Below are 20,392 nucleotides of genomic sequence, written 5' to 3'. Positions count from 1 at the left end.
CGGCACCGCGCCGGGCCGCACCGTCGAGGGCAAGGCCACGTGAGGCAAGGCCATCGTCGGCGGGAGGGCGGGGCGGCCCTAAGATCGGAGGCATGGAGCTCGCCCCCGGAGTGCACGTCGCCATCACCGATCGTCACGGGGGAGTGAGCGCTCCGCCGTACTCGTCGCGCAATCTCGGCGGCCTCGTCGGCGACGACCCCGACGCGGTGCGCGCCAACCGGGCGGGTGTCGCGGCCGAGCTGGGCGTGCGGGCCATCGTGTTCATGCGGCAGGTTCACAGCGCCGACGTCGCGTACGTCAGCGAGCCGTTCGGCGACGACGCGCCGCCGCTCGACGGTGTCTTTACCACCGAGCCCCGGCTGGCGCTCGCCTCACTCGGCGCCGACTGCCCGGCCGTGCTCGTCGCCGACCCGGTCGCGGGCATGGTCGCCGCCGCCCACTCCGGACGACCAGGCACCGAAGCGGGCATCGCCACCGCCCTGGTCGAGGCGATGGCGGCCAAGGGCGCGGCCCCCGGGCGGATGGTGGCGCTGATCGGGCCCGGCGCGTGTGGCCGCTGCTATGAGGTGCCCGCCGAGCTGCGCGAACGGGTCGCGTCCCGGGTGCCGGCGACCTGGTCCACCACCTCGTGGGACACGCCCGCGCTGGACCTCCGGGCAGGCATCGAGGCCCAGTTGCGCACAGCGGGCGTCGCCGACGTACGGCACGACACCCGATGCACGATCGAATCGCAGGAGCTCTACTCCCACCGCCGCGAACAGCCGGGCGGCCGCTTCGCCGGCCTGATCTGGCTCACCTGACCCCGGCTGGGCCTGTAGCGGACCCGGCTCAGCTGACCTGGCCCACCTGACCCCGATTGCGCCTGACCCAGCGGACCTGGCTCGGCTGGGCTCCCGGTTGATCTGGCGTGCCCGCCACGGCGGTGGGCGTCGAGGTCAGTTACGGCTACCGAAGATCCCGTTGAGCATGACGACGCCGATCCAGATCGGCGCGATCACCCACATCTCCTTGCCGCCGAAGATCACGGCCAGGGTCACGACGGTGCCCAGGGCGAGCGACACGATCGCCAGCGCCAGCCGCTGACCCTCGCTCGGCCCCTGCCTGGCGACGTCTTTGCCTTTGCCCTTGCCCTTCGGCCCCAAGGTGGCGAGCCGTTCGTCGACTCGCCGGTCGACCTCCTGCCCCATCTTCTCGAGGAAGGATTCGACTATCGCGTCCTCGAAATCGGGCCCAAGGTCGCGACGGGCGCCCACCGCCGCCCGTAACTCATCACCGGTACTCATATGTCGAGATATAACGGGTTGAGGGGCTATCGAGCAAGGATGTCGTCGAGGTTGTACGAGACCGGTCTCTCCAACTGCTCGTACGTGCACGATTCCGGCGTGCGGTCCGGCCGCCACCGCCGCCACTGCGCGGTATGCCGGAACCGATCGCCCTCCATCTGGTCATAGGCCACCTCGATCACCAACTCCGGCCGGAGCGGGATGAACGACAGGTCCTTCTTGGCGTTCCAGCGTGACACCGCGCCCGGCACCCGCTGCCCGCCCGTCGCGGGCCCGGCCGCCGGCTGCCCGACGGTGGCCGCCGCCTGTTCGGCCCAGTGGCCCCACGGATGCTCGCCCAGCTCGGCGATGTACGGCTTGAGCTCCTCGACCAGCTCGGCCCGGCGCGCCATCGGGAACGACGCCGCCACGCCCACATGATGCAGCCGGCCGTCATCACCATAGAGGCCGAGCAGGATCGAGCCCACGATCGGCCCCGTCTTGTGCTCGCGGTAACCGGCCACCACCACGTCGGCGGTGCGCTCATGCTTGACCTTGAACATCGTGCGCTTGTCGGGGAGGTATGGCTGGTCGCCGGGCTTGACGATGATGCCGTCGAGCCCCGCGCCCTCGAACATCTCAAACCATTCGGACGCCTGCTCGGTGTTGGTCGTGACCGGGGTCAGCCGGATGGACCTGCCCTTCTCCGGGAAGATCTGCTCCAGCCGGGCCCGCCGCTCGCTGAACGGCGCCTCCATCAGCGACTCGTCGCCCAGCGCCAGCAGGTCGAACGCCACGAACGACGCGGGAGTCCGCTCGGACAGCATGGTGACCCGCGACGCCGCCGGATGGATGCGCTGCTGCAGCGCGTCGAAGTCGAGTTGCGAGCCCTGCGGCAGCACGATCTCGCCGTCGACCACGCACCTGTCCGGCAACTCCGCCCTGACCGCCTCGACCAGCTCGGGGAAGTAGCGGGTGAACGGGCGCTCGTTGCGGCTGCCCAGATAGACCTCGTCACCGTCGCGGAACACGATGCACCGGAACCCGTCCCACTTAGGCTCGTAGAACAGCGTGCCGTCCTGCTCGGGCATCTTCTTGACCGGCTTGGCCAGCATCGGCGCCACGGGCGGCCGGACCGGCAGATTGGGCACCGGCTCCGGCTCTTCGGCGACCGCGACCTTGGCCTCGATCTTGGCCTCGATCTCGGCCTCGATCTCGGCGGGCGGCTGGGTGGGCTCGGTCATGTCGTTGACTCCCTCGTGTACTTGCAGAAGAGGACCCCCTCCTCCTCCAGCACCTGGCTGAGCCGTAGCTCGACCTGCGATGCCTCGCCGTTCAGAATCCGCGCGGCCCCGCCCCCGACCAGCAGCGGGCTGATCGACAGGCAGAGCTCGTCGATCAGGTCGGCCGCCGCGAGCTGTCCGTTGAGCCGGGGGCCGCCCTCGCACAGGATCCGCGTCAGACCGCGCTCGTGCAGCTCGCGCACGGCCACCGACATGTCGACCGCGTCGCCGCCCGCCACCACGACGTCGGCCACCCGGGAAGCGTCGGCGCGGCGCTCGGCGGGCGCGGCCTCGCAGGTGATGACGATCGTCCGGCTGACGGCCTCGGTGAACAGCGGGCTGCCCAGATCGAGGTCGAGCCGGCGGGTGACCACCGCGAGCGGCGGGGCCGGCGGCCTGCCCTCCCGCAGCGTCCGCCAGGATTCGCGCGGCTTGACCGCTCCGTACCCCTCGGTGCGTACGGTCGCTGCGCCCGCCATGACCACGTCGGACAACCCGCGCAGGACCCGGAAGATCCGCCGGTCGCCCTCACTGGACAGCCCGCCCGACAGCCCCTTCAGCCAGGCGGCCCCGTCGGCGCTGGCGACCATGTTGAGGCGCAGCCATGGCCGCCCCTCCGGGTAGGCATAAGCCTGCTCGATGTCTGGTTCGTCTTGGATGTCGGGATGGATGCGACGCACTCCTCCACCTTGGCACACGCCTCCGACAACGAGCCGATGTAGGGGCCTTTGGCGGGAGGGATAGCACTTTTGTGTATCGAGGGACACACGCAGCGTGATGCGCATACCGTGGCGGCAGGCACATGGGGATCGGGGCACTTGGGGATCGGGCACGCGAGGGAGGCCCAATGGGGCTGATCACTGCCGTGACATGGCTGTTCACCGCGCTCGTGGGGATCTACCTGCTCTACCTCTGGCTGTCGGGCGGCGGGCTGCGGCAACAGGCGACGAAGGTCACGCGCTTTCCGGTGACGCTGATCTTCTCCCACCCGGTGCTGGCGCTGTCGGCGCTGACCTGCTGGATGGCCTTCCTGATCACGGGCAGCCGCCTGCTGGCCTGGACCGCGTTCGGGGTGCTGGCGGCGGCGGCCCTGCTGGGCTTCACGATGTTCACCCGCTGGCTGGGCACAGGCCGCCACGCCCGAGGCGCGGAACGCCGCTTCCCACTCCTGGCAGTGCTTCTGCACGGCCTGGCTGGCGTGGCGACATTCGTCCTGGTCCTCCTCACCGCAAGCCTGACCGGCCACCTCTGAACGACCGGTCGGCGAGCAGACAGTCCAGAAAAGCTCGCCCACCCTGAACGTCTACCGGCGGGGGAGAGAGGCGGACCGGAAAAGCCCGCCACTCCTGAACGTCTACCGGCCCCTGAGGCAGGCGGACCGGGAAGGCCCCGGTCTCACCGTCTCGTCACGGCGCCCAGCCACGTGAACCGCAGGAGCGTTCCCCTGGACAGACGCCGACCACGTATGGCGGGTGGGGCTCACCGTGCCTGCCGTAAAACAAAATGGTGGAAATCAGCGCGGCCGATGAAGCACCTGCATGCTGCGGGAGGTCACCACCACTTGAGCAGCGCACTCATAATCTCCGTCGGAGACGCCCTTGTCGTCGGTGTTGAGGATCGGCAGCCAGTGGTCGCCGAACTCCGCGCCCGGCAAGGTGAACGTCATGTCCTCATGGTGGGCGTTGATCAGCAACAGGAAGGAGTCGTCCACGATCCGCTCGCCGCGCGTCCCCGGTTCGGTGATCGCCTCGCCGTTGAGGTAGACCATCAGCGACTTGGCGTAGCCGATGTTCCAGTCGCCGGCCGTCATCTCCGTGCCGCCGGGCGTGAGCCACACCAGGTCGCGCTTGCCGTCCTCCGGGTGGCGCCCGTGGAAGAAGCGGCGGCGCTGGAAGACCGGGTGCTCGCGCCGCAGCCGCGACAGCTCGCGGACGAAGTCCAGCATCTCCGACTCGGTGTGGAGCTGCGACCAGTCGATCCAGGCGAGCTCGTTGTCCTGGCAGTAGCCGTTGTTGTTGCCCCGCTGCGTGCGGCCGAGCTCGTCTCCGTGGGAGAGCATCGGCACGCCCTGCGACAGGAACAGCGTCGTCAGGAAGTTGCGGCGCTGGCGGAGGCGGAGCCGGACGATCTCGGGGTCCTCGACGGGCCCCTCGGCGCCGCAGTTCCAGGAGCGGTTGTCGTCGGTGCCGTCGCGGTTGTTCTCGCTGTTGGCCTCGTTGTGCTTGCGGTCGTACGACACCAGGTCTGTGAGGGTGAAGCCGTCGTGGCAGGTCACGAAGTTGATGGAGGCGACGGGCCGGCGGCCGGAGGAGGCGTAGAGGTCGGCGGAGCCGGTCAGGCGGGAGGCGAATTCGGGCAGCGCCGAGTGGGTGCCCCGCCAGAAATCTCGCACTATGTCGCGGTATTTCCCGTTCCACTCCGTCCACAATGGCGGGAAATTTCCGACTTGGTAGCCGCCGGGGCCGACATCCCACGGCTCCGCGATCAGTTTGACCTGCGAGATCACCGGATCCTGCTGGATCAGGTCGAAGAAGGCGCTCAGCCGGTCGACGTCGTGCAGTTCCCGCGCCAGCGCCGCCGCCAGGTCGAACCGGAACCCGTCGACGTGCATCTCCAGCACCCAGTAACGCAGCGAGTCCATGATGAGCTGGAGCGCGTGCGGCGACCGGACGTTCAGTGAGTTGCCGCAGCCCGTGTAGTCGAGGTAGTAGCGCCGGTCACCGTCGTGCAGCCGGTAGTAGGCCGCGTTGTCGATCCCCCTGAACCCCAGCGTGGGCCCCATGTGGTCGCCCTCGGCCGTGTGGTTGTAGACCACGTCGAGGATGACCTCGATGCCCGCCTCGTGCAGCGCCCGCACCATGGCCTTGAACTCCAGCACCTGCTCGCCCCGCGTGCCCGAGCTGCTGTAGCGGCCGTGGGGGGCCAGGTAGGCCATCGTGTTGTAGCCCCAGTAGTTGGTCAGCCCCCGCGCCACCAGGAAGTGCTCGGGCATGTAGTGGTGCACCGGCATCAGCTCGACCGCCGTCACGCCGAGCGAGAGCAGGTGGTCGATGATCGCCGGGTGTCCCACGCCCGCGTACGTGCCGCGCTGGTCCTCGGGCACCGCCGGATGGCGCATGGTGAGCCCCCGCACATGCGCCTCGTAGATCACGGTCTCGTGGTACGGGATGTGCGGCGGCCGGTCGTTCCCCCACTCGAAGAACGGGTTGACGACCACATTTTTCGGCATAAAGGGGGCGCTGTCGGCCGTGTTCAGCCGCGTCGGGTCGGTGAAGTGATACGGGAACAATGCCTCATTCCACGTCAGATCACCGTCGATCGCCTTGGCATAGGGATCGAGGAGCAGTTTCGCCGGATTGCACCGGTGCCCCTGCGACGGCTCGTACGGGCCGTGCACCCGATATCCATAACGTTGTCCTGGCGCGATGCCCGGCAGGTAGCCATGCCAGACGAATCCATCGACTTCCGGCAGATCCACGCGTTCTTCGGAGCCGTCATCGTGAAAAAGGCATAGCTCAACTCGCTCGGCCACCTCGGAGAACACCGCAAAACTGGTGCCCACGCCGTCCCAGGTGCCGCCAAGTGGATAGGGCTCTCCCGGCCAGACTTCGCGCATGTGACCCAATTGTCGCACGCGATCGCGGTCCCGCTAGAGGAGTTCGGCGTTGAGGGTGATCGTCGTGCCCGTCAACGCCTTACTCACCGGGCAATTGGCCTTCGCGGTTTCCGCCGCCTCCTGGAATTGCTCGGCCGTGATCCCGGGCACGTGTCCCTTCACGCTGAGGACGATTCCGGTGATGCCCTCACCCGGCTGGAACGTCACGTCCGCGCTGGTCTGCAGCGACTCCGGCGGCGTGCCGGCGCCGGCCAGGCCGTGCGAGAGCGCCATCGAGAAGCAGGAGGAGTGGGCGGCCGCGATGAGCTCCTCGGGCGAGGTCTTGCCGTTCGCCGCCTCGGCCCTGGAGGCCCAGGAGACCTCGAACGTGCCGACACCCGAGGTGTCGAGCGACACCGTGCCCGACCCGTCGAGCAGCGCGCCCTTCCACTGAGTGGTGGCGGTGCGAGTGGTGGCCATATCGGTTGCTCCCTCTGGTCGTGGGATTCCGACCCTATCGCGAGCTCGACAAAGTTCTGCGGCTCGGTCATCCGTGTGCACTTTTCCGGCGAATAATGACATGCTCGGGTCGCGGCGCACCCGCCGCCTTGGTCCGGATCACGGGAGTGTGGTGCCAGTGGAGGCACCGTACGACGACCGCCTGCTGCATCAGCGGGTGGTCGGCGGCGACGAGGCCGCGCTCGGGGAGGTCTACGATCGGCTCTCCTCGCTGATCTTCGGTCTCGCCCTGCGGGTCACCAGGGACCGTGTGATCGCCGAGGACATCACGCAGGAGGTGTTCCTGGTCTTCTGGGAACGGCCGCTGGCCTACGACCCGGACCGTGGCACGCTGCGCGCGTGGCTCGCCACGATCGCGCACCGCCGCGCGGTCGACCACGTACGGGCCGAGGAGCGCCGGCGGGTCTCCACGCTGGGTCCCAGGCTCTACGAGCCGGAGCCCGCCAGGCTGGAGGACAACGTGCTCGCGGCCGACGAGGCCGAACGGGTACGGCAGGCGGTGACGGCGCTGCCCGAGGGCCTGCGGGAAGCGGTCGAACTGGCCTACTACGGTGGTAGGACATACCGCCAGGTGGGCGAGGAACTGGGCGTGCCCGAGGGCACGGTCAAGTCGCGGATCCGGCTGGCGTTGCGCCGCCTGGCCGACGCGCTGGCAGAGGAAGAGGTGTGATGGAGCCCGTCGAGCGTCTCTATCTGGACGCGCTGATGGAGGACCCGGCCGTACCGGAACGCTCTCTGCGACCCCAGCTCCTCGCCGGGGCCAGGGCCCGCCGAAGGCCCGCCGCTCCCACCGCGCCCTGGGCGGAGCCGTACGCGGGGCGGGTCGCCGCCATGGACGCGCTGCTCGCCTCCGCCGGTGAGGACGACTGGTCACGGGTCATCGTCGAGGGCTGGACGCTTCAGGAGCTCGTCGCCCACCTCGCCGCCAAGGACGGCCTGCTGGCGGCCTCGGTCGGCGCCCCCGTACTGGGCCCGGCCATCGGCGCGAACGACGCGCTGGGCCGTACCGCCGACGTCCAGAACTACGAACGGGCCCGCAGCCCGGAACAGACCAGGCGCGACTGGCGCGCCCAGGCCGACGCCCTCTGCCGCCACCTGACCGACCTCGCACCCGGCACCGTCGCGAGCCTCGACGGCCTGGACGCGCCGGTGTCCGACCACGTGCTGGCCAGATGCCTGGAGACGTGGGTACACGCCGACGACGCCGCCCGAACCGCGAGCCTCCGGCTGCCGCACCCGATCCCCGAGCACATCCACCCCACGGCCGACCTGTGCGCGCGGCTGCTGCCGTGGACGATGCTCCTGTCCGGCCTGGACGGCAGCGGGCGCACGCTCCTGCTCACGCTGACCGGGCCAGGGGGCGGCGAGTGGCACGTGCCGCTGGGCGTGGGGGACGCCGCCGGTGGCGACGCCCCGGACGCGCACATCACGGCGGACGTGGTGGGGTTCTGCTTCCTGCTGGGCGGGCGGGGCGACCCGCGATCGTTCCCCGCCGACCTCGAAGGCGACCTCGCCCTGGCCCACGACGTCCTCGACACCGCCCCGGCCCTCTCAGGCCCCTGACGCGGGGCCGGCGTCCTCGCCGGAGTCGAGGCGCCTGCGTCTCCCGCAGAGCGGGCGGTCAGGACTGAGCCTGGGTCACCAGATCCCTGGCGTACTCGTCGTCGCTCTCCGCCAGCACCCGCTTGGCGCCCTGTTCGGCCCGCGCGTCGCCCCGGTCGGCGAGCCCCCGCGTGGCCTCCGCCACCGTACGGAAGTCGGTGTCGTCGAGCCGGTCGGCGAGTGCCTCGCGGATCCGCGGCGTGTCGGCCTTGAGCGAGGCCAGCCCGGCCGTGGCCCAGTCGCGGACCTCCGCCTCGTCGTCCCGCGTCATGCCGATCAGCAGCTCCAGCCCCTCCTCGTGGTCCGGCGGCAGCACGTCGGCCAGCGCGATCGCGTCGGTCATGGTGCGCCGGTGGTCCGGACGGCCGATGATGTCGAGCACCTGCGGCAGCCCCCGGGGGTCGCCCTGATGGCCGAGCGCCGCCAGCACCGAACGGAGCACCTGCGGGTTGCCCTCGGTGGTGGCCATCTTCTGCAGCAGCGGCAGCGTCTGCTCCAGGTATGGTTTGGCGTCGTCGGCGAACCCGAACTGGGCGATCGCGTCGACCCCGAACTCCCGCTCCCTGGCGTCCTCGCTCACGCAGAGCCCGGCCAGCACCTCGTAGGTCTCGTCGTCGGCCCGCTTGCCCAGCGAGTCGGCGACGATCCACCACGTCTCGGCGTCCTCGTCGGTGTCGCGGTGCGCCAGGGCCCGCGCCACGAGCTGGTCGGCCGCCGTGTAGACGCTCGTGGCGTCCTCCAGCAGCGTCGCGATGGCGGCGTGCCCGCGCTGTGCCTGCACCTGCTCGGTCTGCTCGCCGTCGGGGGCGCGCCCGGCCACGGTGACGAGCTCGGTGCCGTCCTTGGCGAACTGGCGCGCCACGACGTACTCCCAGTCGTCCTGGCCGATCTGGTCGACCAGCGCGGTCTCCAGGTGCACGCCCACCCAGTCGATCGCGATGTCGAGCGGGCTGTCGCCGTCTCCGTCGTACTTGCCGGCGTCGGCCCCGCTGTCCAGCAGCAGCCGCACCACGCCCAGAGCGCCGCGCCTGGCCGCCAGCGAGAGCGGGGTGTCGCCGTCGTCGTTGGCGGCGTCGACCTCGGCCCCGGCCTCGATGAGCGCCTCGGCCGTCTCGGCGTGCCCCTTGGCCGCGGCCCAGAGCAGCGCGGTCCAGCCGCCGTTCTCCCGCCCGTTCACCTCGGCGCCGGCGGCCAGCAGCATGCCCGCGACCTCGGCCCGATCCCAGGCGGCGGCCGCGCAGAGCGGCAACCCGCCTTCCTCGCCCGCACTGGCCTGGTTGGGGTCGGTGCCACCGGCGAGCAGCTCGCTCACCTTCTCCGACTCGCCGTTCAACGCGGCCCGGTAGAGCTGTTCCTCATGCATAACTGGACCCTAGCTTGGATCGGGCCACTCCCGGGTCCGGCCCCCGCGAGGCTCGCCGCCCCCCCGCCCGCCGGTTGCCGGCGCGGGGTGGTGCTCCGGATCAGCTGTCGGAGGTATCACTGTTCCTCCCACGGGAGGAGCCAGATCATTCGGAAACGCGATATGTTGCGAGTATGACTGACCCTGGCGAGGTTAGGGCCTCGGACGCCGAACGTGAAGCAGTCGTGGAGCAGCTCCGGGTCGCCTCGGTCGACGGGCGGCTGACGCTCGTCGAGCTGACCGACCGCACAGAGGCCGCCTACACCGCCTCCACCCACGCCGAGCTGGCCATGCTCACCCAGGACCTGCCCGCCTCCGGCGCCGCGCCCATGCCGCCGGTCCACCAGCAACAGCCCGTGCGCAAGCGGCGCTGGTTCGTCGGCATCATGGGCGACTCCAAGCGGCGCGGTAGCTGGCGGATCGACCAGGAGCTGGGCGCGGTCGCCGTGATGGGCGACGTGCTGCTCGACCTGCGCGAGGCCGAGGTCCGCACGAACATGGTCGACATCATGGCCGTCTCGGTGATGGGCGACGTGAAGATCATCGTCCCCGACGGCGTGAACGTGGATCTCGACGGCATGGCCATCATGGGCGACAAGCGGGTCGACGTCTTGGAGGCGGCGCCGGGCACCAACGCGCCGGTCATCCGGGTGCACGCGTACGCGGTCATGGGCGACGTGAAGGTGATCGGCGACTCCCGCGCCCAGCCGCTGCAGCGCGGCCTGGCGGCTTGGCGCGAGCAGTGGCGCAAGCTGCACGGCGACGACTGGCGCGGCATGCGCAGGCAGCTCCGCGACGACCACCGCGGCTACTGACGCGTCAGGTGCTGGGCGGCGGCACGTCGTCCGCGGGGGCGGCGACCAGGCCGCGGCCTTTGATGCAACGTTTCGGGGGTTCTGGCGCGTAGAGATCGGTGACCTCCACCGAGCGGCGTCCCGGTGGACATCACCGATGAGTAAGGACTCCGATGCGGGATCGAGCCGATTTCGAGCGCTACGTCGAGCAACGCTCGGCCCGCCTCCTGAGGACGGCGTACCTGCTCTGCCGCGACTGGCCCACAGCCGAGGACCTGGTGCAGACGGCCCTGGCCAAGGCGTGGCTGGCCTGGCGGCGGGTCGGCGGCAACCCCGACCCGTACGTCTACCGCATCCTGGCCAACACGCACGCCTCCTGGTGGCGGCGGCGCTGGCACGGTGAGACGCCCACGGAGGACGTCCCCGACCTGGCCGGGCAGGACCCGAACGCCGATCTCGGCACCCGCGAGGCACTCAGGGCGGCCCTGGCCGCGCTGCCCGCCAGGCAGCGGGCCGTGATCGTGCTGCGGTATTTCGAGGACCTGCCCGACACGGTGATCGCCGGGATACTCGGCTGCTCGGTGCCGACCGTCCGCAGTCAGGCGAGCCGTGCGCTGGCCAAGCTGCGGCTCGACCCCGCGGCCAGGGCCGCGATCCAGACGGGGAGCTGACCATGACCATCACCGAACAGGACCTGCGCGAGTTGCTGGACCACGACAGCCACGACGGTCCCCACGGGGGCGTGACCGTCGCCGACGTCGACCGCAGGGCGGGTGCCATCCGCCGCAGGCGCGGCCAGGTGGCGGGCTCGATCGCCGCCGTCGCGCTGGCCGTCACGTTCCTGACCGGCACACCGGCTGAAACCCCCGAGGAGACCTGGCGCGGCACTCTGGCCGTGCCCTCGCCGACCTGGACCGAGGACTTGAACAACAGGTTCGTGTTCCTGGAAAGCTACCGGGAGGGGGGCAAGCCGAAGACGTTGACGTTCTCGACCGGGGCGAAGGAGGTCTCGGTCGCGGTCAGTTGCCCCGTGGGCTCGTACGCGCTGGCCTGGCTCAACGGCAAGCTCGTGGCGCACGGACGCTGCGATCGGGTGCACGCGGTTGTCGCCGGCCCGCTGGCCGCTCTCCGGGGCGAGAACAAGGTCGTCGCGGCCCTCATCCCCGTCGCGTCGGCTGCCGGTGCCGACCGGACGGCCGCCCAGTGGGCCGACGAGGCCCTGGCCTTCGCCCGGCCATACCCGGCGCGGTGGACGGCCGTCGTCCTGAAGGGTGCGGTGGATTCGCTGGCGACGTGCCAGATACCGCAGGACGGCGGCCGGATGCCGCAGCACGCCATGGTCAACCCCACTACAGGTGCGATCGAGGACTGCCGGCCCGGCTCATGAGCCCAGCACCGCCATCAGCGGGAGCGGGTTGATGTAGTCGCGATAGTGCACGATAAGTCCGTCACGCACCCGGATCACGGCGATGACCCGCTGGGTGAACGGCGCCCCGGTGGCGGCGACGTGACCATGGACGGTGTACTCGACGATGACCACCTCGGGATCGGCCGTCTCGTGGATCACCACATCGACGTGCTTCTCGAACTCGATCAGCCGCCCACCCGTCGCCATGAACGCGCGGATCTCGTCCCGCCCGTTGAGGGTCTCCGGGACGCCCTCGGGACGGTACGGCCACTCGATGACCCCGTCGGGAGCCATCAACTCCACGAACCGCTCCACATCCGCCGACAGGCTCGTCTCCAGCACCCGCTCGGCCACCTCACGTGCGTTCACGGTCACACCTCTTTCGTTGAACACGTGTTCATTGAACGACCGTATAACGAAGATCGTGGTTCAGTCAACGCCCGTACAATGAATCGGTGTCCGACGAGAAGCCGCGCCGTACCCGCGCCGAACAGCGCCGTGAGACCGAGGCCCGGATCCTCGCCGCCGCTCGCGCCACCTTCGCCGAGCTCGGCTACGAGCGCACGACGATCCGGGGGGTGGCGTCCGCCGCTGGGGTCAACGCGGGGCTGGTGATGCACTACTTCGGCAGCAAGGAGGAGCTGTTCTCGCGCGCGGCCATGCTGCCGGAGGAGGAGCTGCCGGTGGGGCATCCGGCGGAGGCCCTGCTCGCCTCGCTGCGCCGGCGACTCGACGACGAACCGGTCGCGTCGCTCGTCGTGCTGCGTTCGATGCTCACGCACGCGGAGGCGTCGGGGGAGTTCCGGGTGGCGGCGTCGGCCTGGCTCGACCGGGTGGGGGCGGCCATCCCGGCCGCCGACGCCGAGCTGCGGGCCGGGCTGATCAGCGCGATCATCAACGGAGTGGTGCTCGATCGCTACCTGCTCAAACTGAGTTCGCTGGCGGACGCTCCCGCCGACGACATCCTCGCCCTCCTGCGCCCGTGCTTCGAGAGCCTGGCGGGGGAGTCGGGCTGACGCCCTGGGCCCTGGGCCGCCGTTACGAGGCCGCCGCGCCGGCGGGCGCGCGGGCGGCGGTGGTGTAGCGCTCCAGGAGGACCTCGGCCAGTTCGGGAGCCGGGCCGAGCACGTCGGCGACCACGTCGGCGCCTGCTTCGAGGGTGGTCCGCCGCACCTTGTCGGCGAAATAACCGGGCGCCAGCAGGTACGGCGCGACGGCCACCCGCGGCGCGCCCGCCTCACGGAGGAGCGCCACCGCCTGCGCGGGCGTCGGCTCGGCCGCCGACGCGTACGCCGCGGTAACCGCCCACCACCCTCGCCCCACCACACCCGAGCCACCGCTGAAGCCCGAGCCTGTCCGGGAGAGCGAAGGCCGCCCCCAGTCGCGGGCCATCCGCGCGACCACGCCGTTGGCCCGCGGATCGCTGGACCCGGCCGACACCAGCACGATCGCCGTATCCGGATCTCCGACCACCACTCCCGCCTCAGCCAGCCGCCGTTCCAGCGTCGTCATCAGCAGCGGGTGCGGTCCCAGCGTCGCGCCGTAACGCACGCGCAGCAGCGGGTCGCGCGCCCTGGCCTCGTTGAGCGCCGCCGGCAGGTCCACCCGGCTGTGGTACGCCTCGGTGAGCAGCAGCGGCAGCACCACGGCCTCGTCCAGCCCGCGCAGCGCCTGCGCCAGGGACGGGGTCGCGTGGTCGAGGTACGCCGTACGCACCGGCAGCCCGGGCCGGGCCCGCCGTACCTCGTCGAGCAGGGCTTCCACGGTCGCGGCGGCGCGCGGATCACGGGACCCGTGCGCCACCGCGACCAATGGGACGTCCTGGCCCGTCCCGTCTGCCAACGAGACGGGCCACATGCTGGGGTTTACAGGTGAATGCCGCATTCGACCTTCCCCAGCCCCGCCCAGCGGCCGCTGCGCGGGTCCTCGCCCTCCGCGACCTGCCGGGTGCAGGGAGCGCAGCCGATCGAGGGGTAGTTGTCATAGTGCAACGGGTTGATCAGCACCCCGTTGTCGGCCATGTAGTTGTCGACGTCGTCCTGGGTCCACTTGGCGATCGGGTTGACCTTGACCATCTGCCGCTTGGCGTCCCACTCCACGACCTTGGTGTCGGCGCGGGTGGCCGCCTCGTCGCGGCGGATGCCCGAGATCCACGCCAGGTACGGTTCGAGCGCCCGGTTGAGCGGCTCCACCTTGCGCAGATAGCAGCACAGGTCCGGATTGCGGCCGAACAGGCGCGGCCCGAGCTCGCGTTCCTGCTCCTCCACCGTGCGCGGCCCCCGCACATTGATCACATTGACGTCATAGACCTGCTGAACCGCGTCACGCGTGCCGATCGTCTCGGCGAAATGGAACCCGGTGTCGATGAACAGCACGTCAACCCCGGGCTTGACCCGGCTGACCAGATCGATGAGCAGGGCGTCGCTCATCGAGGAGGTCAGGCACAACCGGTCGCCGAACGTCGCCGCCGCCCACCGGATGATCTCGCGGGCGGACGCGTCCTCCAGGAAGACCGCGGCGGACTCGACGATGTCCTGCAGGTCGAGCGTGCCGCGTTGATCTCTTAGACCGACCTCGATGTCGACGAGCGTCATATCTTCACTCCGATTCCGAGAAATTTAAGCTTGAAGGCGCGGGCGCAGGACCGGCAGTACCAGCCGCCGTGCGCCGCGGAGTCGGGGGCGTTGGGATCGCCTTCGTAGGGCTCGAGGTCCTCGTCGCCGCAGTAAGGGCAGTGGAAGGGAACGGCACGCGTGGTCATCTCAGGTCCGCCTCGTCCGCTCGCTGCACCCAGTCGGCGAACGACTCGCCGTCCTTCTTCTGGGCGTCGTAGTGCGTCACGACCCGCTCCACGTAGTCGGGCAGCGCCTCGGCGGTGGTCTTGAGCCCGCGTACCTTCCTGCCGAAGCCGGGGTTGACGCCGAGCGAGCCGCCCAGGTGGATCTGGTAGCCCTCGACCTGCTCACCGTTCTCGTCGACGACGAGCTGGCCCTTGAGGCCGATGTCGGCGACCTGGATGCGGGCGCAGGAGTTGGGGCAGCCGTTGACGTTGATGGTGAGCGGCTCGGCGAAGTCGGGCAGGCGCCGCTCCAGCTCGTCGATCAGGTTGGCGGCGGTGGCCTTGGTCTCGACGATGGCCAGCTTGCAGAACTCGATGCCGGTGCAGGCCATCGTCTGGCGGCGGAACGTCGATGGGTTGACCTGGAGGTCGTTCGCCTCCAGCTCGGCGACCAGGGAGTCGACCTGGTCGGGCGCGACGTCGAGGACGACCATCTTCTGCTCGACCGTCGTGCGGACGCGGCCGGAGCCGTGCCGCTCGGCGATGTCGGCGATCACGTGCAGCTTGTCGCCGTCGAGCCGGCCGACCTTGGGCGCGAAGCCCACGTAGAAGTTGCCGTCCTTCTGCGGGTAGACCCCGACATGGTCGCGGCGCGAGCCTCGGGGCGCCTCGGGCGCGGGCCCGTCGGGCAGCGCCTCCTTGAGGTATTCGGTCTCGAGGACTTCCCGGAACTTCTCCACGCCCCAGTCGTTGACCAGGAACTTGATCCGCGCCCGGTGCCGCAGCCGCCGATACCCGTAATCACGAAATATCCCGATCACGCCGCCGTAGACGTCGCCCACCTGGTCAGGTCGTACGAACACCCCGAGCCGCTTGCCGAACATCGGGTTGGTGGACAGCCCGCCGCCGACCCACAGGTCGTAGCCCTTCTCCCCGCTGGGCAGCTCGACACCCACGAACGCCACGTCGTTGATCTCGTGCACCGTGCAGTGTGACGGGCACCCGCTCAGCGCCGACTTGAACTTGCGCGGCAGGTTCGAGAAGGCCGGGTCGCCGATGAACCGCTCGTTCAGCAGGCGGATCTCCTCGCTGGCGTCCAGCACCTCGTCGGTGTCGATCCCGGCCAGCGGGCAGCCCAGGATGACGCGCGGGGTGTCGCCACACGCCTCGGTGGTCGACAGGCCGACCGCCTCGAGCCGCTCCCAGATGTCGGGGACCGACTCGATCTCGATCCAGTGCAGCTGGACGTTCTGCCGGTCCGTCAGGTCCGCGGTGCCCCGGCCGTAGTCGTTGGAGATGTCGGCGATGACCCGCAGCTGCGGGATGCTGAGCTGACCGCCGTCGATCCGCACCCGGAGCATGAAGTAGCGGTCATCGAGCTCCTCGGGCTCCAGGATCGCGGTCTTGCCGCCGTCGATCCCGGGCTTGCGCTGGGTGTAGAGGCCGTACCAGCGCATCCGGCCGCGCAGGTCGGCCGGGTCGATCGAGTCGAAACCACGCTTGGAGTAGATGTCGATGATCCGCTGGCGGACGTTCAGGCCGTCGTCGTTCTTCTTGTTCTCTTCATTCTTGTTCAGCGGCTCCCGGTAACCGAGAGCCCACTGGCCTTCGCCGCGCGGGCGTTTGTGATGCCGGCTGGTGGCAGGGGTGCTCATTGCGCGTCCTTCGGTTGGTGGGCGCGCGCAGGCTTCCTCCCGCCTCATCATTGAGTGCAGGGGTGAAGGAGGAGATTTTGCGACGCGCGCAACGGAGAAAACGGGTGGGTTAGCGGGCGTCGCAACAGATGGCACTGCGGACACGCTGAAGATCGACGTGTCGTCGACCGACAAGCATGGGGTCCGCTGGCATATCTCGAAGATACGCTAGGTATCCGTTATGTCCAAGACAGGGTCCAGACTGTGGACGCCTCACTACCCCTGACGAGGCCAGTCCAGGTCCGACTCGGCCGGCTCCTCCGCCTGCTGGTGCTGGCAATCGCACCAGGATCCGCCGCGACACTCCTCGTGGCGCTTGTCCTTGCAGTTCTCGCAGATCACTCTTGCATTATTCCTCGTAGAACGTTGTTCGGTTAGGCTGGCCCGCGTGGACCTGATGGGCGAGTTGCTGGCCGACCTGCGCGCGGAGACCGCGTCACTCGACGATCTGTTACTGACCCTCGAACCCGGAGACTGGGAGCTCGCCACGCCCGCCGAGGGGTGGGCCGTGCGCGACCAGGTGAGCCATCTGGCCTGGTTCGACGAGGCCGCGCGCACCGCCGCGACCGACCCCGACGTGTTCCGCACGGCGGCGGCGCACTTCACCTCCACCGACGACCTCGCCGCGGAGTTCCGCGGGCTGGCCCCTGACGAACTGCTCCACTGGTTCCGTACGGCCCGCGCCCGCAGTATCGCGGTGTTCGCGCGGCTCTCCGCCCGCGACCGGCTGCCGTGGTACGGGCCCGATATGTCGGCCGCGTCCTTCGTGACCGCCCGGCTGATGGAGACCTGGGCGCACGGCCAGGACGTGGCCGACGCGCTCGGCGTCACCCGAGAGCCCACCCGCCGGCTGCGGCACGTGGCGATGATCGGGGTCAGGGCCATGCCCTACGGTTTCGCCGTACGGAATCTGCCCCTTCCGGAGCGGCCGGTCCGCGTGGAGCTGACGATGCCCGACGGGACGCCGTGGACGGCGGGGCCCGAGGACGCCGCCGACGCGGTGCGCGGGCCGATGCTGGACTTCTGCCTGCTCGTCACCCAGCGCGTCCACCGGGACGACACCACCCTGGAGATCACCGGCGAGACGGCCCGTGCCTGGATGGAGACAGCGCAGGCGTTCGCCGGACCGCCGGGTAAGGGTCGATCAGGGAAAGGCCAGGGGCATACCCGATGATCTGAGGAGCGTTCGCGGTGTCATGCTGGGGTTATGCGGACAATCCTGAACATCATCTGGCTGATTTTCGCGGGGGTCTGGCTGGCCATCGGCTACACGATCGCCGGGATCATCTGCTGCATCCTGATCGTCACGATCCCCTTCGGCATCGCCTCGTTCCGGATCGCGGCCTACGCGCTGTGGCCGTTCGGCAGGACCGTCGTCCGCGACCCGGACGCCGGGGCGCTGTCCACCATCGGCAACGTCATCTGGCTCATCTTCGCCGGCTTCTGGCTGGCGGTCGGGCATGTGGTCACCTCGATCCCGCTGTTCCTGTCGGTCATCGGCATCCCGCTGGGCGTGGCCAATCTGAAGCTCATCCCCGTCTCGCTCCTACCGCTGGGCGCACGCATCGTCGACGTCGACTAGGGCAGTACTCCGGGGACGTAAGCTGTCCCGAAGAGTCACTGCCACACAACCGTTGGGTGCCATGACGTCCACCGATGCGCCTAGCCGGTCGAAGCGGAGGCGGCTCGCCTCCAACGCCCGGGCCAGGCTGAGCTGGGTGCGCGACACGAAGTCGTGGGCGACCGTCCGCGCGACCACGAACGCGGGCGTCACCTACCGCGTGACGGGTCTGGCGGGCGAGGCGGCCTTCTTCGCGCTGCTGTCCCTGCCGCCGTTCGTGCTGGGTCTCATCGGTGTCCTGGCCAAGCTCGGAAGCTGGCTGGGGCCTCAGGTAATCGGGCAGGTCAAGGCCTGGGTCATCGAGCAGGCCGGGCTGCTGTTCACCGACGACGCCGTGCACAAGGTGGTCAACCCGCTCATCACCGACGTCCTCAGCGACGACGCGAGCAAGGTGTCGATCATCTCGGTGGGCTTCCTGCTGTCACTCTGGTCGGGCTCGCGGGCACTGTACGTCTACGTCGACCTCATCTCCGTCTCCTACGGGCTCGGCGAGGCGCGCGGCATCATCAGGACCAGGCTGATGTCGTTCGGCCTGTACGTGATCGGGCTGGTCATCGGCATCATCGTGATGCCGGTGCTGGTCATCGGGCCGACGCTGCTCAAGGACGCGCTGCCGGGGGAGTACGGCGTCCTCGTCGACCTGCTGTACTGGCCGGTGGTGGTCATCGGCTCGGTGCTCTTCCTGACCGTGCTCTACCACGTGAGCGTGCCGATCCGCACGAAATGGTACCGGGAGCTGCCGGGGGCGATCCTGGCGCTGTTCCTGTGGATCGTGTGCGCCGCCGTGCTGCGGGCCGTGCTCGCCGCGTGGTTCTCGCCCGTGTCCGTCTACGGCTCCCTGGCCGCGCCCATCGCGCTGCTGCTCTGGCTCTACATCACCGCGCTCGCCGTGTTGATCGGGGCCATTCTGAACGCCGAGATCGATCGGCTCTGGCCGGGCGCTGGCCGTACCAAATAGGAAATAATCCCCCCGATGGACGGACAGCAGCGGGTCGGGCCTTACACCCTCGTCCGCAAGCTGGGCGAAGGCGGGATGGGGTTCGTCTACCTGGCCACCGAATACGTCGAGGGCCCCGACCTGTCCGGCGTGGTCGCCCGGCAGGGGCCGCTGACCGGCTCGAACCTCGAGGCGCTGGCCGTCGGCGTGGCCACCGCGCTGGCCGCGATCCACCAGGCCGGGGTCGTGCACCGTGACCTGAAGCCGTCGAACGTGCTGCTCAGCGCGGTCGGGCCGCGCGTCATCGACTTCGGCATCGCCCAGCTCGCCGACACCGGGCGTGCGCCCGTCACCATCGCCCAGCACATGGGCACGCCCGCGTACATGTCACCCGAGCAGGCCAAGGGCGAGCAGGTGACCTCGGCGAGCGACATCTTCTCCTGGGCCGCCCTGGTGACGTACGCGGGCATCGGCAGGCCGCCGTTCGGCGCCGGAGGGGTGGCCGAGGTCGTCTACCGGGTCATCAACCACGCGCCGGTGCTCAACGGACTGGACGAGCGGATCAGGCCGCTGGTCGAGCGGGCCCTGGACAAGGACCCTGAGCGGCGGCCCAGTGCTCAGCAGCTCCTGGACCGGCTGCTCGACCGCGCCGAGGTGCCGGTGGACGCCGCCACCCGGCTGGTCACGGACAACTGGACGCCGATCGCACCGACCCCACCGGCGTCCCCCACGCCCGCTGTCACGCCCGCTGCCACGCCAGCCCCAGCGCCCGCTGCCACGCCAGCCCCAGCGCCCGCTGCCACGCCTGACCTGCCGGGGTCGTCTGGCTCGCCTGGTTTATCCGGCTCGTCTGGCCCAGCTGGCGGGACGCGGGCGGTGCGGCGCGGCTGGAAGGGCCCGCTCGCCGGCGCCGTCCTCGCGGCCGTCCTGGGCGTGGCCGCCACGCTCGCCGTCCTGCGTCCGTGGCAGGAGCGGAGCGCCGAGCCGAACACCCCCGCCGTCACCCGCACGGTCGACGCCCTGAGCACCACCTTCCAGGTACGGATCGACTCGCTCGTACGGCAGGGCGCCACGGCCCGCCTGCAGTGGACGGTCAAGAACGTCGGCAAGCAGAACGCGCCCCTTTACGACAGGTTCGGCGGGGACACCTTCGACAACACCGTGTCGAAGGTGAGCATCGTCCCTCCCGGTGTGGGCAAGCCGATCTACCCGGCCAGAAAAGACAACGCCTGTCAGTGCGCCGACGTCCCCAAGGCCGCGTTCGAGGGCGGCATGCAGCTTCAGTTATGGGCCGTCTTCGAAGGCCTGCCCGAGGACGCGGAGCACGTGGACGTCAACCTGGGACCGCTCGGCATGATCAAGAACGTGGCCCTCTCATCCGCCTGATCACCTGATCCGTGCCCGGCCGCCCCCATGGGATCCGCTATCGTCTAGAACGTAGCGACTGGCGCGTTAGGTGGGGCGAACCACCGGGGAGCGGAGGGGCGAAGGCCGTG

At 69.9% G+C, this 20,392-nt stretch carries 24 protein-coding genes; 12 read left to right on the top strand and 12 right to left on the bottom strand.

What is annotated here, in order from left to right; genetic code table 11:
• The first annotated feature begins 92 nt into the window (after positions 1–92).
• Positions 93–800, top strand: coding sequence for a peptidoglycan editing factor PgeF (gene pgeF / locus AB0B91_RS02925; RefSeq protein WP_358314323.1), 708 nt, complete (start codon positions 93–95; stop codon positions 798–800).
• Between the two features lie 135 nt (positions 801–935).
• Here the strand turns inward: pgeF and AB0B91_RS02920 are convergent, their stop codons facing one another.
• Genes AB0B91_RS02920 through AB0B91_RS02910 form a run of 3 tightly spaced genes read right to left on the bottom strand, consistent with a single transcriptional unit; the run spans position 936 to position 3,225 of the window.
• A complete protein-coding gene (locus AB0B91_RS02920; RefSeq protein ID WP_358314320.1) occupies positions 936–1,283 on the bottom strand; it encodes a hypothetical protein in 348 nt (115 codons plus the stop codon).
• A gap of 26 nt (positions 1,284–1,309) precedes the next feature.
• A complete protein-coding gene (locus AB0B91_RS02915) occupies positions 1,310–2,506 on the bottom strand; it encodes an ATP-dependent DNA ligase (protein ID WP_358314317.1) in 1,197 nt (398 codons plus the stop codon).
• Complete coding sequence (locus tag AB0B91_RS02910; protein WP_358314314.1) at positions 2,503–3,225, bottom strand: pyrimidine reductase family protein; 723 nt, start codon at positions 3,223–3,225, stop codon at positions 2,503–2,505. The genes AB0B91_RS02915 and AB0B91_RS02910 overlap by 4 nt, the downstream gene beginning before the upstream one ends.
• A 167-nt stretch (positions 3,226–3,392) precedes the next feature.
• Here AB0B91_RS02910 and AB0B91_RS02905 point away from each other — a divergent pair, with 167 nt between their 5' ends.
• On the top strand, positions 3,393–3,797 hold the full coding sequence (locus tag AB0B91_RS02905; protein ID WP_358314312.1) for a hypothetical protein: 405 nt from the start codon (positions 3,393–3,395) through the stop codon (positions 3,795–3,797).
• A 261-nt stretch (positions 3,798–4,058) separates the two neighbouring features.
• Here the strand turns inward: AB0B91_RS02905 and glgX are convergent, their stop codons facing one another.
• On the bottom strand, positions 4,059–6,161 hold the full coding sequence (gene glgX, locus AB0B91_RS02900; RefSeq protein ID WP_358314309.1) for a glycogen debranching protein GlgX: 2,103 nt from the start codon (positions 6,159–6,161) through the stop codon (positions 4,059–4,061).
• Between the two features lie 33 nt (positions 6,162–6,194).
• The gene (locus tag AB0B91_RS02895) at positions 6,195–6,620 is read right to left on the bottom strand and encodes an OsmC family peroxiredoxin (protein ID WP_358314306.1); all 426 of its coding nucleotides are present in this window, start codon (positions 6,618–6,620) and stop codon (positions 6,195–6,197) included.
• 151 nt (positions 6,621–6,771) lie between these two features.
• Between AB0B91_RS02895 and AB0B91_RS02890 the strand changes: the two genes are divergently transcribed.
• Both AB0B91_RS02890 and AB0B91_RS02885 read left to right on the top strand, forming a co-directional pair.
• A complete protein-coding gene (locus AB0B91_RS02890; protein ID WP_358314304.1) occupies positions 6,772–7,329 on the top strand; it encodes a sigma-70 family RNA polymerase sigma factor in 558 nt (185 codons plus the stop codon).
• Positions 7,329–8,222 (top strand): maleylpyruvate isomerase family mycothiol-dependent enzyme, encoded by an 894-nt coding sequence (locus tag AB0B91_RS02885; RefSeq protein ID WP_358315673.1) that lies wholly within the window; start codon positions 7,329–7,331, stop codon positions 8,220–8,222. Before AB0B91_RS02890 ends, AB0B91_RS02885 begins: the two co-directional genes overlap by 1 nt.
• A gap of 58 nt (positions 8,223–8,280) precedes the next feature.
• Here AB0B91_RS02885 and AB0B91_RS02880 read toward each other — a convergent pair whose 3' ends face one another.
• Positions 8,281–9,624 carry an ankyrin repeat domain-containing protein gene (locus tag AB0B91_RS02880; RefSeq protein ID WP_358314301.1) on the bottom strand — a complete coding sequence of 448 codons (1,344 nt, stop codon included), beginning with the start codon at positions 9,622–9,624 and terminating at the stop codon, positions 8,281–8,283.
• 173 nt (positions 9,625–9,797) lie between these two features.
• On the opposite strand from AB0B91_RS02880, the gene AB0B91_RS02875 reads away from it, so the two are divergent.
• The 3 genes from AB0B91_RS02875 to AB0B91_RS02865 all read left to right on the top strand — a co-directional run bounded on the left by AB0B91_RS02875 (position 9,798) and on the right by AB0B91_RS02865 (position 11,844).
• On the top strand, positions 9,798–10,478 hold the full coding sequence (locus AB0B91_RS02875; RefSeq protein ID WP_358314298.1) for a DUF1707 domain-containing protein: 681 nt from the start codon (positions 9,798–9,800) through the stop codon (positions 10,476–10,478).
• A gap of 152 nt (positions 10,479–10,630) precedes the next feature.
• On the top strand, positions 10,631–11,128 hold the full coding sequence (locus tag AB0B91_RS02870; protein WP_358314295.1) for a SigE family RNA polymerase sigma factor: 498 nt from the start codon (positions 10,631–10,633) through the stop codon (positions 11,126–11,128).
• A gap of 2 nt (positions 11,129–11,130) precedes the next feature.
• The gene (locus AB0B91_RS02865; protein WP_358314292.1) at positions 11,131–11,844 is read left to right on the top strand and encodes a hypothetical protein; all 714 of its coding nucleotides are present in this window, start codon (positions 11,131–11,133) and stop codon (positions 11,842–11,844) included.
• Here AB0B91_RS02865 and AB0B91_RS02860 read toward each other — a convergent pair.
• A complete protein-coding gene (locus tag AB0B91_RS02860) occupies positions 11,839–12,234 on the bottom strand; it encodes a nuclear transport factor 2 family protein (RefSeq protein WP_358314289.1) in 396 nt (131 codons plus the stop codon). The two genes, AB0B91_RS02865 and AB0B91_RS02860, sit on opposite strands and share 6 nt — an antisense overlap.
• 86 nt (positions 12,235–12,320) lie before the next feature.
• On the opposite strand from AB0B91_RS02860, the gene AB0B91_RS02855 reads away from it, so the two are divergent.
• Positions 12,321–12,881 carry a TetR family transcriptional regulator gene (locus AB0B91_RS02855; RefSeq protein WP_358314286.1) on the top strand — a complete coding sequence of 187 codons (561 nt, stop codon included), beginning with the start codon at positions 12,321–12,323 and terminating at the stop codon, positions 12,879–12,881.
• A gap of 22 nt (positions 12,882–12,903) precedes the next feature.
• On the opposite strand, the gene AB0B91_RS02850 is transcribed toward AB0B91_RS02855, so the two are convergent.
• From AB0B91_RS02850 to AB0B91_RS02830, 5 genes are all read right to left on the bottom strand, one after another.
• Positions 12,904–13,707, bottom strand: a complete 804-nt coding sequence (locus AB0B91_RS02850; protein ID WP_358314283.1) for a sirohydrochlorin chelatase — start codon at positions 13,705–13,707, stop codon at positions 12,904–12,906.
• Positions 13,708–13,730: 23 nt separating this feature from the next.
• Complete coding sequence (locus AB0B91_RS02845) at positions 13,731–14,459, bottom strand: phosphoadenylyl-sulfate reductase (RefSeq protein ID WP_358314280.1); 729 nt, start codon at positions 14,457–14,459, stop codon at positions 13,731–13,733.
• The gene (locus tag AB0B91_RS02840; protein WP_246651562.1) at positions 14,456–14,626 is read right to left on the bottom strand and encodes a DpnI domain-containing protein; all 171 of its coding nucleotides are present in this window, start codon (positions 14,624–14,626) and stop codon (positions 14,456–14,458) included. Before AB0B91_RS02840 ends, AB0B91_RS02845 begins: the two co-directional genes overlap by 4 nt.
• Positions 14,623–16,299 carry a nitrite/sulfite reductase gene (locus tag AB0B91_RS02835; protein WP_358314278.1) on the bottom strand — a complete coding sequence of 559 codons (1,677 nt, stop codon included), beginning with the start codon at positions 16,297–16,299 and terminating at the stop codon, positions 14,623–14,625. Before AB0B91_RS02835 ends, AB0B91_RS02840 begins: the two co-directional genes overlap by 4 nt.
• 109 nt (positions 16,300–16,408) lie before the next feature.
• Complete coding sequence (locus AB0B91_RS02830) at positions 16,409–16,492, bottom strand: putative leader peptide (protein ID WP_311132608.1); 84 nt, start codon at positions 16,490–16,492, stop codon at positions 16,409–16,411.
• A gap of 243 nt (positions 16,493–16,735) precedes the next feature.
• Here AB0B91_RS02830 and AB0B91_RS02825 point away from each other — a divergent pair, with 243 nt between their 5' ends.
• The 4 genes from AB0B91_RS02825 to AB0B91_RS02810 all read left to right on the top strand — a co-directional run bounded on the left by AB0B91_RS02825 (position 16,736) and on the right by AB0B91_RS02810 (position 20,282).
• Positions 16,736–17,512, top strand: a complete 777-nt coding sequence (locus AB0B91_RS02825) for a TIGR03084 family metal-binding protein (RefSeq protein WP_358315670.1) — start codon at positions 16,736–16,738, stop codon at positions 17,510–17,512.
• Positions 17,513–17,545: 33 nt separating this feature from the next.
• Positions 17,546–17,920, top strand: coding sequence for a YccF domain-containing protein (locus tag AB0B91_RS02820; RefSeq protein WP_358314275.1), 375 nt, complete (start codon positions 17,546–17,548; stop codon positions 17,918–17,920).
• A gap of 61 nt (positions 17,921–17,981) precedes the next feature.
• Positions 17,982–18,917, top strand: a complete 936-nt coding sequence (locus AB0B91_RS02815; RefSeq protein WP_358314272.1) for a YihY/virulence factor BrkB family protein — start codon at positions 17,982–17,984, stop codon at positions 18,915–18,917.
• 15 nt (positions 18,918–18,932) lie between these two features.
• Positions 18,933–20,282: a serine/threonine-protein kinase gene (locus AB0B91_RS02810; RefSeq protein WP_358314270.1), complete on the top strand. Its 1,350-nt coding sequence runs from the start codon at positions 18,933–18,935 to the stop codon at positions 20,280–20,282.
• Positions 20,283–20,392 lie beyond the last annotated feature (110 nt).

This window comes from Nonomuraea sp. NPDC049141 (genome assembly GCF_040648415.1).
In the GTDB taxonomy this organism is placed as follows: Bacteria; Actinomycetota; Actinomycetes; order Streptosporangiales; family Streptosporangiaceae; genus Nonomuraea.
The sequence above is the reverse complement of the archived record's forward strand: the minus strand, read 5'-3'. Positions and strand labels throughout refer to the sequence as shown.